The organism is Hungatella effluvii (assembly GCF_003201875.1).
GTDB lineage: Bacteria > Bacillota > Clostridia > Lachnospirales > Lachnospiraceae > Hungatella > Hungatella effluvii.
In genome coordinates this window covers 25957-41808 of record NZ_QJKD01000014.1, presented here as the reverse complement: position 1 = coordinate 41808, position 15852 = coordinate 25957, and the positions used below count along the sequence as shown (strand labels likewise).

Sequence of the window (15852 nt, the reverse complement as noted above, 5' to 3'; positions counted from 1 at the left end):
AAAACACGATTGAACCTAAAAATTCAGTCGTGTTTTTTATATATGCAAAACAGGAAAGCGAGGAAAATGAAATGACAAAATCAATTTACCAACCAAATTATTGGAACTACCTAACCGGAGATTTTCTCATTCGTGTACATCAAAGGTTCAGAAAAGGGGTCAAAATATTGATCGCAGTCGTGATTGGTGCTTTGCTGCTGGGAGGGCTGTATGCATTATTTGGAGACCAGATCTTACCAACATTGAACAGAAGGGTTACGGAGATGTTTAATTATGCTGGTTAAATACCAATTGAGCTAGGAGGAGTATGGGATAGATTGTGTGATTTTTTCATATGGACAATGATAGAAGATCGAATCACAGCAGCTAAAAATGGCTGTTCCCCAAAAGATAGTTTGGCTTATAATTAGAGAAATTGGATCGGGTGAATGAATCGGTTACATTTCTAAATTCATTTGTGTTATAATGAAATAACCAGCAATTAAACGTGAGATGCAAGCGACAAGGAGGAAATAAAGCTGATGAAATGCCTGATCAAAACACGAATCTTATTTTTTTCTATTACTGCTATACTTTTGGCTGCCAGCCCATTTTCGTCTTATGCGGAAAACAAAGAATTGAGCGAACAGGAATTTGCCAGGATTTGCGAGGAGAATCATGCTGAACAATCCCGCCGCCTGCATCCGCCGTTGAAAGATCCCGCATCCAATCCGTTTAATTATGAATTTCATTACAGGGAAGTGCTGCTGTCATCAGATGGAAAAAGCTTTGCAGATAATCCACATGATATGAAAGGCTATAGAAATCTTGCGGCCGGACAAATCATTATGGATATGGAAGACGGCTATGAAATATCGTATGAGTATCAAATTAGAGGAATGGATGCGGAAGATGCCAAGGAATACGTTGTAGAGGGAGGAAAAATTACTCCGTATTACAGAGCTATTCCATCAAACCCGGTGCCTGACTCGGAGAAACAATATACCTACGTCAGCAATGATCCGAAGGAACTTCCTGTCATACCAGATTTTCCGAAGGATTACGACTGGAAAAAGCATAAAGATACCACGCTGCATGTATCTTCGTATGTTACAGTTCGTTCTTTAAATGACGGGAGCACCTACAATTATTATTCCAGATTGAGTTTTGTTACCAATCTGGATAAAGATGTGCCGGACTGTTATTTTCTTACGCCTACAGACCTTGAGGGATATACGATTCAAAAAGGTGACAGCCTGCGAAAGATTGCTCAGAAGTATTATGGAAACAGTGATGACTGGATTTATATTTTAAAGAGAAATCAGGACTACATTTCTAATGCAGATAGGATTCAGCCAGGTACGTTTATAGTAATTCCAAATGCACAAGTAGTCAGATAAGCTCTTATCTATATTAAAAAATAGAAAATATTTGATGGCGATAGAATCCTTTTTTCAGCCGGAAGAGCCCATGAAATCAGCATTTCCGTTGTGTGCGATACAATCCTGAAACGGGTAAATTGGTGCCCAAGTGAACCAACAGGGTTATGAATAGTAGTATGAAGTAATGAAACGAAATGAGCTGTTTGACATTTCCACGCACAGATATTAGAATGAAAAAAGAGAGTTATGTGTTGCACGCCTTAGGCTTATAAGGCATAGACAGACAAATTAGAAGTTATTGGAGAGGATAATATGACATATGGGGTGGTAGAAAGATTATACGGTTGGTTTTACCACGGTTCTTATAAGTTCGAAATCAAGAGAACTTATAAAGAAAAAAAGGTAAATACGGAAAAAATAAAAAAGGAGTATATTTCTGTTATTCATCGTGCAAAAGACATAGGACATTCACGACTTTTAAGTGCATATTGTATGGCGGCTTATTTTATCGCACTGAACAATACAACAACATTCACGCCAGAGGAGAATTATGAAATCCTAAAAAACGGTCTTTATGCAAATAAACTTTTTCATATTGCTATGGGGAATGTAAACTCCTATCTAAACCCCAAAAAAATGAAAAAGAGAAAGGAATGGGAAATACAATCACATCTCAGAAAATATGAAAATGACTGGATTGTAGATGTTTTGGGAAAAACGGAAGAATTTGAACTGGGATATAATTATTATCAATGTGGAATATGCAAACTCTGTGAAGATGAAAATTGCTTTGAACTCGCCAAATACCTATGTCAATTAGATTTTGTTATGGCTGATATGATGGGGATGGAACTTATACGTACACAAACAATAGCCGAAGGTGCGCAATATTGTGATTTTAGATATTCTAAAGAAAAATTATAGAATAGGAGGCCAAAATGATTTTACATTGCACTAAAAAATCCAGATGGGAAAAAATTAGACACAAAATCACATGGGGAGAGGATTTGATTGAGACTGATGGCTGTATCCATTGTAGCTCTGTTGAATACTTTTGGAGGGTGGCACCTAACTTTAGATATGTAACTGATGATATGGTTTTGCTTTGTATAGATGAAGATAAACTAATATCTGAAGTACGCTATGAAGACAGTGATAATTGTGGTCGTTGTTATCCACATATCTATGGTGTAATCAATAATAGCGCAATCATAAACACGTTACCTTATTTGCGTGACATCAATGGACAGTTTATTAAAAATCCAGAATTGATGTATGTAGAAGACAAATAAATTTCATTCTTAAAATGAGCATAATTCTATGTGAGATAGTAGAGCCAGCCGCCCTTGTCACTGATGAAGTGAACAGACTGCGTCCAGTGCTGACAAGCCGTATATATTTAAATCGATACATGAAAAAGCCTGTATTCAAGCTGATTTGCGGCGATACCTATAAAAACTTATAAGAATTTACAAGAAGTTTTTTATACTCAGCTAAATTTGAAGTAACCATGAAAGGAAGAAATCTATGGCAAAAAATCAGGCATTACCCGGTCAAAAATCAGCCGAAACGCCGCCCATGAAGGTTGATGTAAAAATTGGATCAATTATGCCAAGCGGGGCTATTCGTGCGACCGCCAGTGTAAATTTGAATGACTGTTTTGCAATCAGAGGTATTTGGCTTCTGGAAAGTGAAAAGGGCATGTATATCGGTATGCCAAGCTATAAGGCCAGTAACGGAGAATACAAGGATATCTGATTTCCTGTTACAGCAGAATTCAGGAAACAGCTTCAGGAGGCTGTGATCGAGGCGTATGAGCAGTCACTAATACAAACGCAGAATGCCGGCATACCAGATGGGCCGAAGGACAAAATGCAGATGGCGCCGACAGGGCAGGCTATGTAAAGATAATGGCAGAAGCTGCTAACATGAAGACTGTTCAAACCGTTTTATTTGTGATTCTTATGGCTGGCGCTTCCTGGTGGGATATTCGTAAACGAATTTTTCCGGATCATTACGTGCTCCTGCTGATCCTGGCTGCATTGATTTCTTTCGATCCGTGGAAGCTTACTGGGATTTGGAAGAACGTGTGCTGCTGTGTTTCTGGGGATCTGCTTTCTGCTCCTGTTTCATGGAGCAGGCACAGCAGTAAGGGCAATGCAGAAGAAGGAACCATGTCAGTATTATCCCATGGTTCCTTTTTTATCGGCTGGAAATCTTATTTTATATGTTTGCGGAGGAAGTGGAAGATGATATTATTAAAAAACAGAATGGTATTGGGAATGCTTTGTATTGCCATTTCACTGGTGATCTGTTTTCTGATTGCTCCTATGTTCAATAAAAGTATTTCTCATAAGACGCAGTATGACGCAGACCTCCTTTAATCAGAATCAAAGAGTTAGTAATTATGCACATGTATGTACGTGTATATCTTTAGTAATAATCACATATTACGCAAAGGGAGAAAGTACAGTATACTAAATTAGAATAATAAATAGGTGGTAGCTGGAATGCGATAGCCAACATTTCAGCTGCTATTTTTTTGCGCAAAAAGGAGAAAGATACCATGAATCAAAATTCTAATCAATATCTTGCAGAGGCTCCAATTGGAAAACTGATGATGAAATTTTCAATTCCATGCATTATGTCTTTGCTCGTTTCGTCACTTTACAACATTGTTGACCAGATTTTCATCGGAAGGGGAGTCGGATATCTGGGAAATGGAGCTACTAATGTGGTATTTCCAATCACAGTCATAGCACTTGCCATTTCGCTTATGATTGGCGATGGATGTGCTGCGTTTCTTAGTATATGCCAAGGCAAGAAAGATACTGATAGTACGAGGAACGGAGCGGGGAATGCAGTAACTATTCTTATACTTAGCAGCATTATCATTTTGTTGGTTTTCATGTTTGCACGTGAAGGAATTTTAAGTGTATTTGGGGCAACGGAAAACAATATCAATTATGCCAGAGACTACTTTAATGTCATTGCAATCGGTATTCCATTTTTTATGTTTTCTAATGGATTAAACTCTGTTATTCGGGCAGACGGAAGTCCAAAGTTTGCAATGATATCCACGTTAGTTGGTTGTATCATCAATGTGATCCTTGACCCAATTGCCATATTTGCACTTCACTGGGGAGTAAAAGGCGCTGCAATCGCTACAATCATAGGTCAGGTTGTATCTGCAGGCTTGGCAGTGTATTACCTTTTCCACACAAAAACCTTTAAGCTGAATATTAAGAGTTTTGCTATCAAAGCGGCTTTGTTAAAGCATATCCTGCCGCTTGGGATTAGTAGTTTCCTGACTCAGCTATCGATTGTAATCATTATGGGAGTAATGAACAATGTACTGGTAAAATATGGAGCAATGTCTAAGTACGGTGCAGATATACCAATGACGGTAGTTGGAATTGTAATGAAAGTGTTCCAGATTGTGATTGCCTTTACAATCGGAGTTGCAGCCGGTTCTCAGCCTATTGTCGGATATAACTATGGAGCCGGTCAGCATGGACGGGTAAAAGAAATCTATAAAATAATGATGATTGTTGAAACCTGCATTGGATTTATTGCGACAGTTTGTTTTGAAATCTTTCCCCAGCAGATTCTTGGCCTGTTTGGAAGCGAAAGTGATTTGTATAATGAATTTGGAGTCAAAGCATTTCGTATTTTCCTATGCACTATGGTTCTTTGTTGTGTGATAAAAGCGACAAGCGTATTTTTACAGTCATTAGGAAAACCAGTTATGTCAATGGGATTATCATTACTGCGGGATTTTGTTTTAAGTGTTCCGCTTGTGTTGTTATTGCCGCTTTCACTTGGTGTAGAGGGTCCGCTGTTTTCAGCACCAATTGCAGATATTGTGACATTCCTCGTAATGCTGATTATGATGAAAAATGTCTTGAAGGAACTAAAGAAAACAATAAAAAAGGAAGGTGTATAAGCAGATGGAAAAAATAATTATTACAATCGGAAGACAGTTTGGAGCAGGTGGTCGTGAGCTTGGAAAAAAATTAGCAGAAAAATTAAAAATTCCATATTATGATAAAGAAATCATGGCTGCTATCGCTGAGAAAAGTGGGTTATCTAAAGAATATTTAACACAGAATGATGAAGTGGCAACAAACAGTTTTCTCTATTCACTTGTTATGGGAACCAGAACTTTAAGCGGTCAGAAGACAGTAGAAGAAATTAAAATGGATGCGCAAAGAGAGGTGATGAAAGAACTCGCAGAAAAGGGAAGCTGTATCATAATTGGCAGATTAGCAGATTACACGTTAAGAGAGGAAAATATTTTCAGAATCTTCTTATCAGCAGAAAAAGAAGATCGGATAGAAAGGGTATGCAATAGGGATCACTTATCCGAAGTGGAAGCTCTGAAGAAAATCCATAAGATGGATAAGCTAAGAGCATCTTATTATAGTGAATATGCAGATGCTGAATGGGGTAGAGCAGGTAATTATGATCTGTGCATTAATCTTTCTAAGATAAGTACTGAAAAAGCAATTGATATGATTATAATGAATGTATCTGATTGGAGAAGGGAAACCAGAATTTAGGTACTTCTTCATCAGTCAATTCCCATATCCGCATTGATGACAAGCACCTCCCTGGCTCTTGGAGAAGCATATATGGATGGGAGTTTGGAAATTGAAGGGAATCTGTATCATGCGTTAGATCATTTTCTTGGTCAGATGGGGAAATTTTCTACGGACGAATCCGCTCTGAAGAAGCTGATACACAGCTCTATGACAAAGAAAAACCAGAATGAAGAAGTGCAGAGTCATTATGATATCGGAAACGATTTTTACAGCTTGTGGTTAGACAAAACGATGTGTTATTTATTCTTGTGGATATTTTCGACACGAGGATGATTCTCTTGAGCAGGCTCAAAGGAACAAGGTAGATTACATTTTAGAAAAACTTTATCTAAAAGAAGGAATGACATTACTGGATATCGGCTGTGAATGGGGATTTTTATTAATTGAAGCGGCAAAGAAGTATGGTGTGCACGGAGTTGGAATTACCTTGAGTGAAGAACAGTATAAAGAATGTAAAAATCGTATTAAAGGAGAGCATATTGATCATCTGCTTAAAGTGGAATTGATGGATTACCGGGATCTGCCGGAATATGGTCAGACCCTTTGACCGTGTGGTTAGCGTTGGAATGGTGGAACACGTAGGCAGGGATAACTATCAACTTTTTATGGACTGTGTAAAAAAGGTTATAAAACCAAGTGCATTGTTTTGCTTCACTTTATCAGTGCATTAAAAGAACATCCGGGTGATCCATGGGTAAAAAAATATATTTTTCCGGGCGGTGTGGTTCCAAGCCTGCGGGAGGTACTCTCTTGTGCGGCGGAAAATGATTTTCATACAATGGATACGGAAAACTTGCGGCTACATGATAATCGCACACTGTTGTGCTGGGAAAAGAATTTCAAATAGCATATTGATGAGGCAGAGACTATTTATGATGAGAGGTTTGTTCGTATGTGGGACTTGTATTTGCCTGCCTGTGCAGCTGCATTCCACAATGGAATTATAGATCTGCATCAGGTACTATTTACCAATGGCATTAATAATGAACTACTAATTGTACGTTGGTATTAAAAATTAAAAAAGGAGCGAAAAAAACGCATGGAAAACCTATATATGAAAAATATAAAAACCATCATAAAGAGTGAGTCCTTTTTGTTTACCTTATTTGGATATTGGACTGTATGACACAATGTAAGATTCAATCGTTAATTTTATCGGAGCAGTGGTATGCAGCCTCCTTGGATTGATTTATGTCATGAAAAGGAAGTTTAATAAGTTTACACATCAGTTTGTTCCAGGTGTTGTGGTTATTAAAGAAGACGAAAAGGGAATAAACTATTTAGATAAAACTAAATTTTGAAGTTGACTTTTGAGGCGTTTATCTGATAAAATAATTAAGCCAAGCAGCGAGCAGCGTAGAATCTTTGGCTGATTCTACACTGCTTTTTTGTTGCATATTTGCGGTTTGTCTATGCTTGTGCGTAGTTTTTAGGTAGCTTTTCTCTGATAAAGACTCCAGAAAAATCATATTAAATGGAGGTTATTTAAATGCAATCAAATCAACAAATCAACTATCTGGGGAAAGAGAAGATTCCTAAGCTAATGATGAAATTTTCTATCCCCTGTATCTTATCTCTGCTGGTCAGCGCACTCTACAATATTGTAGACCAGATATTTATTGGCAACAGTGAACTCAGCGCATTAGGCAATGCTGCAACTGGCGTAGTATTTCCGATTTTTATTATTGCACAGGCATTTGCCTGGTGTTTCGGAGATGGATGCGCCGCGTACCTTAGTATTTGTCAGGGAAAGAAGGATACGAAAAACGCTCCTGTTTGTATCGGCAGTGGCATTACAATTACCCTGTTGACGAGTATCATCTTGTTAGCGGTATTTTTTCCGTTCAAAACACAAATTTTAACATTGTTCGGAGCATCGGAAAACAGTATCGGATTGGCAATTGAATATTTTAACATTATTCTTGTGTTTTTCCCAATCTTTATGATGATGAATATGATGAATTCTGTGATTCGAGCAGATGGCAGTCCGGCAAGCTCTATGGCATCTATGCTTACAGGAGCGATTGTGAATATCATCCTTGACCCTGTACTTATTTTCAGACTCCACTGGGGAATGAAAGGTGCTGCGCTTGCAACTGTAATCGGTCAAACGGTATCTTTTGTGATTAGTGCTGTCTGTTTCTTTCATACAAAGACTTTCAAATTGACATGGAAACATTTTATTCCTAAGTTTGGTGTGTTCTCTACGGCACTGAAATTAGGTGTATCTTCTTTCATCACGCAGATGACGATTGTTATTATATCGTTGGTCTGTAATATGATGCTGGCAAAATATGGAGCACTTTCCCGCTATGGCATTGATATTCCCATTGCGATAATCGGTATTGAAAGCAAGGTATTTACTGTTGTGATTAACATAGTTGTTGGAATTATTTTAGGTTGTCAACCGATTATCAGTTATAATTATGGCGCTAAAAATTATAAACGAGTTAAATTAACGTATCAGTATGCTTTATCAGCAACGCTTGTAATCGGGCTTGTGTCTACGTTGTTATTTGAATTCGCACCGAATTTGATTGTCCGTATGTTTGGATCGCCCACAAATATTCCGAATCCGGAGGATTATTGGCAGTTTGCAGAAATGACGTTCCGTATTTTTCTGTCCCTGGTTGTGTTTACCTGTACGATTAAAATGACCTCCATTTTCTTCCAGGCAGTAGGAAAACCAGTTTATGCCGTTATATCATCCGTCATCAGAGATATTATTTGTTTTGTGCCATTGGTACTTATTCTGCCTCGATTCTTTGGGGTTAAGGGCATCCTGTATGCAGCTCCCATAGCAGATTTTATTGCTATGATTGCTGCTGTTTCCATGACAGTATGCTTTATGCGTTCGTTGGGAAAAGAGACACAAATTGATGAACCTGCAAAATCGGTACTGAAAGCTTCTAAAAAGGGTGTCATTATCACGATTGCAAGAGAACATGGCTCTGCCGGAAAGCAAATCGGCAAAGAGGCTGCAGAGAAGTTAAATATTCCGTTTTATCATAAAGAAGTGGCAGCATTAGCAGCTGAAGAAAGTGGTTTGCACAAGGAATTTATTTCGGACATTAATGCCAATTCTCCGGGGCTTCTGCATGAATTATATCTAAGCACAAGTGTTGTTCAGCAGGCAATTATCGCACAGGAACAGATTATACGCAAAATCGCGGACCAAGGCTCTTGTGTGATTGTCGGACGTGCTGCTGATTATGTTTTGCGAGGGTATGACAATGTAATAAGAATTTTCATTTATGCCCCGGAAGAGTATCGTGTTGGCAGGGTTATGGAGGTGTACGGAGATACCAGGGAGGAAGCAATTAAAAATATTCACCGTTCTGATGAAGCAAGAGCAGCCTATTACCACAGCATTTCAGATATGCGCTGGGGCAAAGCATATAATTATGATTTTCTGATTGATAGTTCAATCGGTGTCGAACAGTGTGCAGAGATAATTTGTTGTTTTATAAACAAAAGGATAAAAGGTGAATTTGAGAAATAACGTGGAAAAAGATTAAGTGGACTGCTTGAAAGTGATCTTTATTTTGGGTTCCTCGTAATGGAGGCTTCGGTGACCCACAAGGGTAACCTGGTACCTCCGGAGGTAATCCGAGACGCTTTAGGGTTTCAGAACCATAATTGTGGTAGTGAGGAATTCTTTATGGAAAAAGTATATTTTTATAGCAGGGAGCGTGATCGGATTGAAGTGATCGGATAAAAAACGAAAGAATATAGTGCGTTTATCATAACGTGTTTGGCAAGGGACTATTGGTGGAATCCAGTAGTTCCCCTGCCGTTTTTTTATGCTGCTTTACAATTTACCGCCGAATGGGGATTTGTTTTAGACGTATTGAAAATCAGAGAAAACAAGACTGTCAAGAATCCTCTATGTGGAGCATTACAGCAATTTGCTATGACCTTGTGAAAGCGAGCGAAGATACTGGAAATTGATTTAGCTAATCATCTGCGATGGATTACATGGGCAAAGATTTACGTGGCATGGAATTGGGGGTTGGCTTATATCAACAAAGGAAAGACAAAAGGTATTCCGCCCGATATACCAATCAATATGGAAAGCGTATGGAGTTTTATGATTTCAAACTATCCGTAGTGAAAAAGTGTTTTAATGATGCCCGTTACGAAGATGAACACGTCCTTTCTGGTAAAGAGGAGAAGGTAACTGTCACTGAATGGTTTGAAAAATGGATAAAGCAGACAGTTAAAGAAGTGGACAATGCCGATCCGGAACTGAGGTCAGGTTTACGGTGAACGGAGCATCATGTACGATGGACGGCTACCGAGTTAAAGACAATAAATACCGTTAAGGCCAGGCGGATGCCCGCCTGCTCTTGACATACACTGAAAAGTAAGATATCTATAAGCCAAGAGCGGAAAGCTCATAGAAAGTCCTTCCGCTCTAACATTATCATAGAAGATCTGTTTTTACAGGGATTTCTATACACACTCCTCAATATATTACAGTTTTGTACTTTTATATCAATCCACTAAACAGACCTAAAATATCAATTCTTCCATAACCCCAAATTCTGTTAGGATATTCAATATTGTCATCTCTTGCTGCACCTCTAATAAGTAGTCTATTGATATCCCTACCAGAAATAGTCGTATAGTTTCCCTTTAAGATACTCCACTCCATTATTAAAGATATAATCCCTGCAGTATGAGCCGCCGCAGCTCCCGTACCACTTGCATTGCCATAGGCATATCTTAAATTTGGGCCCATAAGGTTAAATCCAGGAGCTGCAATGTCCGGTTCTGTCCCCCCACTCGATGTGTTGCCTCTACTAGAATTAATTAATATACTATTATTCATTTGATTGTAGGCTGCTACTGTAATTGGATTACGGGCATTTCCAGGGGAGGTAATTGTTGTATAAGGATCTGGTTCAAGAAAAAATGTATCTTCAGTAATAATATTTCCAGATGGTAACCATGCATTAAATTGGGCATCTATATCATCTCTATTAAAAACCTGGATTTTCCAGATACCACTCATCGCATTTGAAAATCTGACTAATATCAATTGTTCCCCAGTCTCTTCTTCTGCTATGATGTTATTAATATAGATTCGAGAATTACTGAAAATAAAATTATGTTCATAGCACTGCCTAAATTGTGGTCGAACAATTGTTGTCTCCTCACCAGTAGGTGATTGAATCTTGATATCAAGTCTTCCTGGGGATTTTTGCCACAATTCTAATGAAAATATTTTATCAGAATCACCTACTCTAAGCTCAAATTGACTAAAAGACTGTTTTCTAGAAACAACTCCACTATAATGCCTGTTTCTATTGCCTTCATTACCGGCAGACACACATATACCTATTCTGGGAATAGTGGATAGGTTATTTAGATATAATGCCAATGCGCTATGACCATCATGATCCCCTTGACTTGAACCTAATCCCACACATATTACAACTGGTCGTTTAAGTTTATCCGCGAGATTCTTAATATAATCGATACCAATAATAATATTTGTTTCTGAATAACAATCAATAGTATCCGAAATACCGAAAATAGCACGATTATAGTGTTTAGCTTGGACTAGTTTAACAACAATAAGTTCTGCTTGAGGAGCAACTCCTTGAAAGTTTTGAGATTCTTCTATACTGCCAGCTGCAATTCCAGCTAACATTGTACCATGCCCAATTTCATCCACACTTGGAACAATTGATAGTGGATTTGCGTCCATTAAGGCGATGTTTATCATTTCTTTATCATATTCCGTTCCGAATGGGACATTAGAACTAACTGCATCATTTATAATGCTCTGATCCCAAATAGATACTATTCTTGATGAACCATCAGGATTCAAAAAAGCCTGGTGTTGATAGTTAATTCCTGTATCTACAAACCCGATTAAAACCCCCTGACCAAAGAGTTCGAAATTCGGGTTACTTTGAATTGCCGACACCCCGGATTTTTCGAGTGCAACGGTAGAACTTAATGTGTAGATTGTTGGAAATATGTGATATGGATAATATCCTAAGGAACACATATCAAACGTTTCAATAGGTGAATGTAAAATTGAATATCTTTCATTAATCCTTGTTACATTGTAATCATGTATAAGATTATCAGCTACCATATTGTCAATTAACAAATCCATATAATTTTCGTCCAACATTTTATGCAAAATATAGACCTCCTCATATAAACAAGTAGTTTTTGTTGAAAATCCAAGGCTTGGGGTATTGAACCTGCTGATATTCATAATCTCCTGAAGCGGCGATGCCCTGGACTCATAATCCTCAAGAAACATCCGGATCTCAATCCTTGCGGCTGTCGTTCCGTCTCTGATTCCGATACTGTGCTCTGCTGTGTCTACCAGGATCTTTGGCCTTTTAAGTCCCACAGCTTTGAGCTTGGCTTCCCGCCAGATCCTGTTTACCCCTTCGACTCCCAATATCACGATGTCTTCCGGGAGAGGGGCGTCTTCAGCACCATCATTCCTCTTTTTGCATTCGGGGTCCGGTAGACATTCTTGTACTCAGGGAAGTAGATGCTGAAGCAGCGACTGATTCTGTTACGTATTCTCGTAAATTCCGACTGCATCTGAAACCGAAGATTTGATGCTGACATCAGATCCGCGTAGACGCCGTCCGGCAGGTAGGGGGACGAGTACCATCCAGCCTTACAGGAAGCTCCTTTCTTTCATAATCTCTCTATAGCTTTTCCACAAGTATGACTATCTTAAAGAAAATGCTGAGGACTGGTGCTACCTCGCTATCACTTTATGGTTTTGGAAAGTGTCAAGTCGTAGTCTCTTTATTCGATTGTTAATCAACTAGATACTGAATGATAGATCCTAAAATAGTATTAATTTTTTCAAAGCGGAGTTGCTATAATTTAAATTGGCATTAATCCATTACATACCAAACTTTTTCCAGGCTTGTTACATTTTTTTCAGAGCTGGATAAACGTGTCTGGTTTCGTATTACCTTCCTAAGCAGTGTTCACGATAGGGATTAATATTTAATGGTTGGACCTTTTATTTTTGGATACACCTTAAATTATCTTATTCAGATACTTTAATTAAATGCATTATATAATGAATTTTCTACAATATTTGGAATGTAGCCATTCCCAGATAATTAATGCTTTCTATTGTCAGAGAGAGTCAATACTTTAAAGACAGTTATACTATTCGTACGGAATGTGAGCGTTATGGAGTCTCTGGTATAAATTACATTTTAATGCATGATAACCCCAATTAAGCACATGACCATACTTATTAATTAATTTAATATTATAATTTCAGAGGAATAATTTTTGTCTAAGGAGAGCAGCAGCTTTTATTGCCACAAAGATAAAGCGATAATAGTAATGTGATAGGAGGTGTCTGTTTTTAGCGTCAATAAAACTTATGCTGCGAAACTCCAATCTTATAGGACCAGTTCATACGAATAAATATATTCCATTCATCTAAGTAATAATAAATAAAAACTTTTCAAGATTTATAAGCTTAAGGAGGCGCATACTCATGCAAAAAAGGAAATACCGCAAAGTCAATAAATTAATGATTTTGCTCTTAGCTATTTTAATGTGCGGTACATTGACTTTGCAAGCATTTGCAACAGAGATTAAATATGATACTGGATCAACAATTGAAAAAAGTTCTACCAACAATTTGGACAATGCAAGTGTGGAAGATGGTAATATATTAACAGAGGAAGTGTTGACAGATGAGGAAGACCATGTGAGTTCGGAAGAAGAAAAGAAGGAGCCTGATCATTCCGGAAAACCAATAGGAACGAATGGGGCGGGAGAAGAACTTGCCAGAGACCAGAAAGAGCAAGTAGAGGAGGAGACAGAATCGGAAAAAATAAGTCAGGGGGAGACAGGACAAGAAGAGACAAGTTTTGCAGAAATATTCCAGGAAGAGCTAGACCTTGATGAGCTGTCAGGAAATTGCCTGGTAGTTTTCGACCCTAATGATGGAAAAACCGGATACGGTGGCTTCTATAAAGTGACCGTCCCACTCAATAGTATAGTATCCAGCCAGCCGAAAGACCCGGCCCGCGATGGATATATCTTTAACGGCTGGTATGCGTATCTCGATGAGAGCGGGGACCCGGTTCACTGGGATTTTGAAAACGATACAGTAACGGAAAATACCACGCTATGGGCAGACTGGGAAAACGGCTGCCTGGTGATCTTCGATCCCGATGATGGAAAAACAGGGTATAACAGTTTTTATAAAGTGACCGTCCCACTCAATAGTATAGTATCCAGCCAGCCGAAAGACCCGGCCCGCGATGGATATATCTTTAACGGCTGGTATGCGTATCTCGATGAGAGCGGGGACCCGGTTCACTGGGATTTTGAAAACGATACAGTAACGGAAAATACCACGCTATGGGCAGACTGGGAAAACGGCTGCCTGGTGGTCTTCGATCCCGACAACGGAAAAACAGGGTATAACAGTTTTTATAAAGTGATGCTTCCACTCAATAGCACAGTGACCAGCCAGCCGAAAGACCCGGTCCGTGATGGATATATTTTTAACGGATGGTATGCGTATCTCGATGAGAGCGGGGACCCGGTTCACTGGGATTTTGAGAACGATACAGTAACAGAGAATATTACACTATGGGCATCTTGGGATATAGATAGCGGATATATTGGAGGTGGAAATAGTGAAGGAAACAACGATGGAAACGGCGGCAGTAACAGTGGTGGAAACGGCGGCAGTATCAGTGGTGGAAACAGTGGCAGTAACGGCGATGGAAACGGTGGCGGTAATGGCGATGGAAACGGTGGCGGTAATGGCAGTGAAAGCAACAATGATACCAGCGATGGTGATATTGAGTTTGTTTTGACAGAGGATGAAGATTCATTTTTAGGTTACCATGCATTGGACAGCTTACCCAAAACTGGTTATAGCAATTTCAATCGTGTCCTTTTATGGGTCATCTGCTGTACATCCGCTTTAGGTATAATTGTACTAACTGCATACAAGCAAAAGTTTAAACTGTTAAAAATAAAATGTCAGTAAATAAAAAGAACTGCTTCATGATTTACGTTTTATTAATTTTAGCTTTTACAATTTCTGGTGCAATATTAGGACAGGAATATATACAATGTGATAAAGAAATAAATAATCTTAAACAATTGCAACAGATAACTCAAAGTACCATAAGCTTAGATGTAACCGCAGCAGATATATATTCCCTTGAGTCAATGGAAGCGCCTACAAAAACCATATTAAAAAATTATGAAGTATTATCCGCACGAAATAAGGATATGATCGGTTGGCTAAAAATAGAGGGTACGAATATTGATTATCCGGTTATGTATACAGGAGACGATTTCTATCTTACTCATGATTTTGATCACGCAATTTCCAAAAGCGGACTTCCATATATTGACAGACGCTGTGCTGTGGAACCGTTCGGAACAAATACGATAATTTATGCTCACAATATGAAAAATGGGACTATGTTTTCTGTACTGCTCAACTTTAAGGAACCGGACTATTATACTAATCATCGTATCATTTGTTTCGATACACTTTATGAAACACAGGAATACGAAATCTTTGCCGCGTTTGAAAGTGAAGTCTATAAAAAGGGAGAAACAATTTTTAAGCATTATAACTTTTTAAATGCAGAGAGCGAAGCGGTCTTTTATGAATACGTTGCAGGAATCCGGAAGATAGCCCTTTATGAAACGGGAGTCAGTCCTAGATTTGGAGATGAATTTATAACGCTTATGACATGCTCTTATCACACAGAAAATGGCCGGTTTGCAGTGGTGGCAAGAAAAATGGTCCCATAGGAAAGGAGGCATTCACTATTTACGAATGCCTCCTTTCCTAGTAATTAGTGCGCACTGATAAACCGAAAAATAATGTTATCGCA

The 15852-nt window shown here is 38.5% G+C and carries 13 protein-coding genes and 1 pseudogene; 13 read left to right on the top strand and 1 reads right to left on the bottom strand.

Going from position 1 to position 15852, the window contains the following annotated elements; translation table 11 throughout:
- Positions 1–71 precede the first annotated feature (71 nt).
- The 11 genes and pseudogenes from DFR60_RS22520 (at position 72) to DFR60_RS22470 (ending at position 10234) form a co-directional block, all read left to right on the top strand.
- Positions 72–284, top strand: a complete 213-nt coding sequence (locus tag DFR60_RS22520) for a DUF6133 family protein (protein WP_110324900.1) — start codon at positions 72–74, stop codon at positions 282–284.
- A 237-nt stretch (positions 285–521) separates the two neighbouring features.
- The gene (locus DFR60_RS22515) at positions 522–1379 is read left to right on the top strand and encodes a LysM peptidoglycan-binding domain-containing protein (RefSeq protein ID WP_110324899.1); all 858 of its coding nucleotides are present in this window, start codon (positions 522–524) and stop codon (positions 1377–1379) included.
- A 294-nt stretch (positions 1380–1673) separates the two neighbouring features.
- Positions 1674–2285: an L-2-amino-thiazoline-4-carboxylic acid hydrolase gene (locus DFR60_RS22510; protein WP_110324898.1), complete on the top strand. Its 612-nt coding sequence runs from the start codon at positions 1674–1676 to the stop codon at positions 2283–2285.
- A gap of 14 nt (positions 2286–2299) precedes the next feature.
- Positions 2300–2653 (top strand): DUF952 domain-containing protein, encoded by a 354-nt coding sequence (locus tag DFR60_RS22505; RefSeq protein ID WP_110324897.1) that lies wholly within the window; start codon positions 2300–2302, stop codon positions 2651–2653.
- Positions 2654–2888: 235 nt separating this feature from the next.
- Positions 2889–3119 carry a SpoVG family protein gene (locus tag DFR60_RS31515; RefSeq protein ID WP_432764125.1) on the top strand — a complete coding sequence of 77 codons (231 nt, stop codon included), beginning with the start codon at positions 2889–2891 and terminating at the stop codon, positions 3117–3119.
- Between the two features lie 491 nt (positions 3120–3610).
- Positions 3611–3745 carry a hypothetical protein gene (locus tag DFR60_RS31005; RefSeq protein ID WP_341457992.1) on the top strand — a complete coding sequence of 45 codons (135 nt, stop codon included), beginning with the start codon at positions 3611–3613 and terminating at the stop codon, positions 3743–3745.
- A 182-nt stretch (positions 3746–3927) separates the two neighbouring features.
- Positions 3928–5307 carry an MATE family efflux transporter gene (locus DFR60_RS22490; protein WP_110324896.1) on the top strand — a complete coding sequence of 460 codons (1380 nt, stop codon included), beginning with the start codon at positions 3928–3930 and terminating at the stop codon, positions 5305–5307.
- Positions 5308–5311: 4 nt separating this feature from the next.
- Positions 5312–5923, top strand: coding sequence for a cytidylate kinase-like family protein (locus DFR60_RS22485; RefSeq protein WP_110324895.1), 612 nt, complete (start codon positions 5312–5314; stop codon positions 5921–5923).
- Positions 5892–6977, top strand: a pseudogene (locus DFR60_RS31560) (class I SAM-dependent methyltransferase); the annotation flags it as partial. The gene DFR60_RS22485 and the pseudogene DFR60_RS31560, both read left to right, overlap by 32 nt.
- A 477-nt stretch (positions 6978–7454) precedes the next feature.
- Positions 7455–9467: a cytidylate kinase family protein gene (locus DFR60_RS22475; RefSeq protein WP_110324894.1), complete on the top strand. Its 2013-nt coding sequence runs from the start codon at positions 7455–7457 to the stop codon at positions 9465–9467.
- Between the two features lie 476 nt (positions 9468–9943).
- Positions 9944–10234, top strand: coding sequence for a hypothetical protein (locus DFR60_RS22470; protein WP_146218624.1), 291 nt, complete (start codon positions 9944–9946; stop codon positions 10232–10234).
- Between the two features lie 223 nt (positions 10235–10457).
- On the opposite strand, the gene DFR60_RS22465 is transcribed toward DFR60_RS22470, so the two are convergent.
- On the bottom strand, positions 10458–12401 hold the full coding sequence (locus tag DFR60_RS22465; RefSeq protein ID WP_243005153.1) for a S8 family peptidase: 1944 nt from the start codon (positions 12399–12401) through the stop codon (positions 10458–10460).
- A 1071-nt stretch (positions 12402–13472) separates the two neighbouring features.
- Here DFR60_RS22465 and DFR60_RS22460 point away from each other — a divergent pair.
- Positions 13473–14987 carry an InlB B-repeat-containing protein gene (locus tag DFR60_RS22460; RefSeq protein ID WP_110324892.1) on the top strand — a complete coding sequence of 505 codons (1515 nt, stop codon included), beginning with the start codon at positions 13473–13475 and terminating at the stop codon, positions 14985–14987.
- Positions 14988–15004: 17 nt separating this feature from the next.
- The gene (locus DFR60_RS22455) at positions 15005–15769 is read left to right on the top strand and encodes a class B sortase (protein ID WP_207659565.1); all 765 of its coding nucleotides are present in this window, start codon (positions 15005–15007) and stop codon (positions 15767–15769) included.
- Positions 15770–15852: the final 83 nt, after the last annotated feature.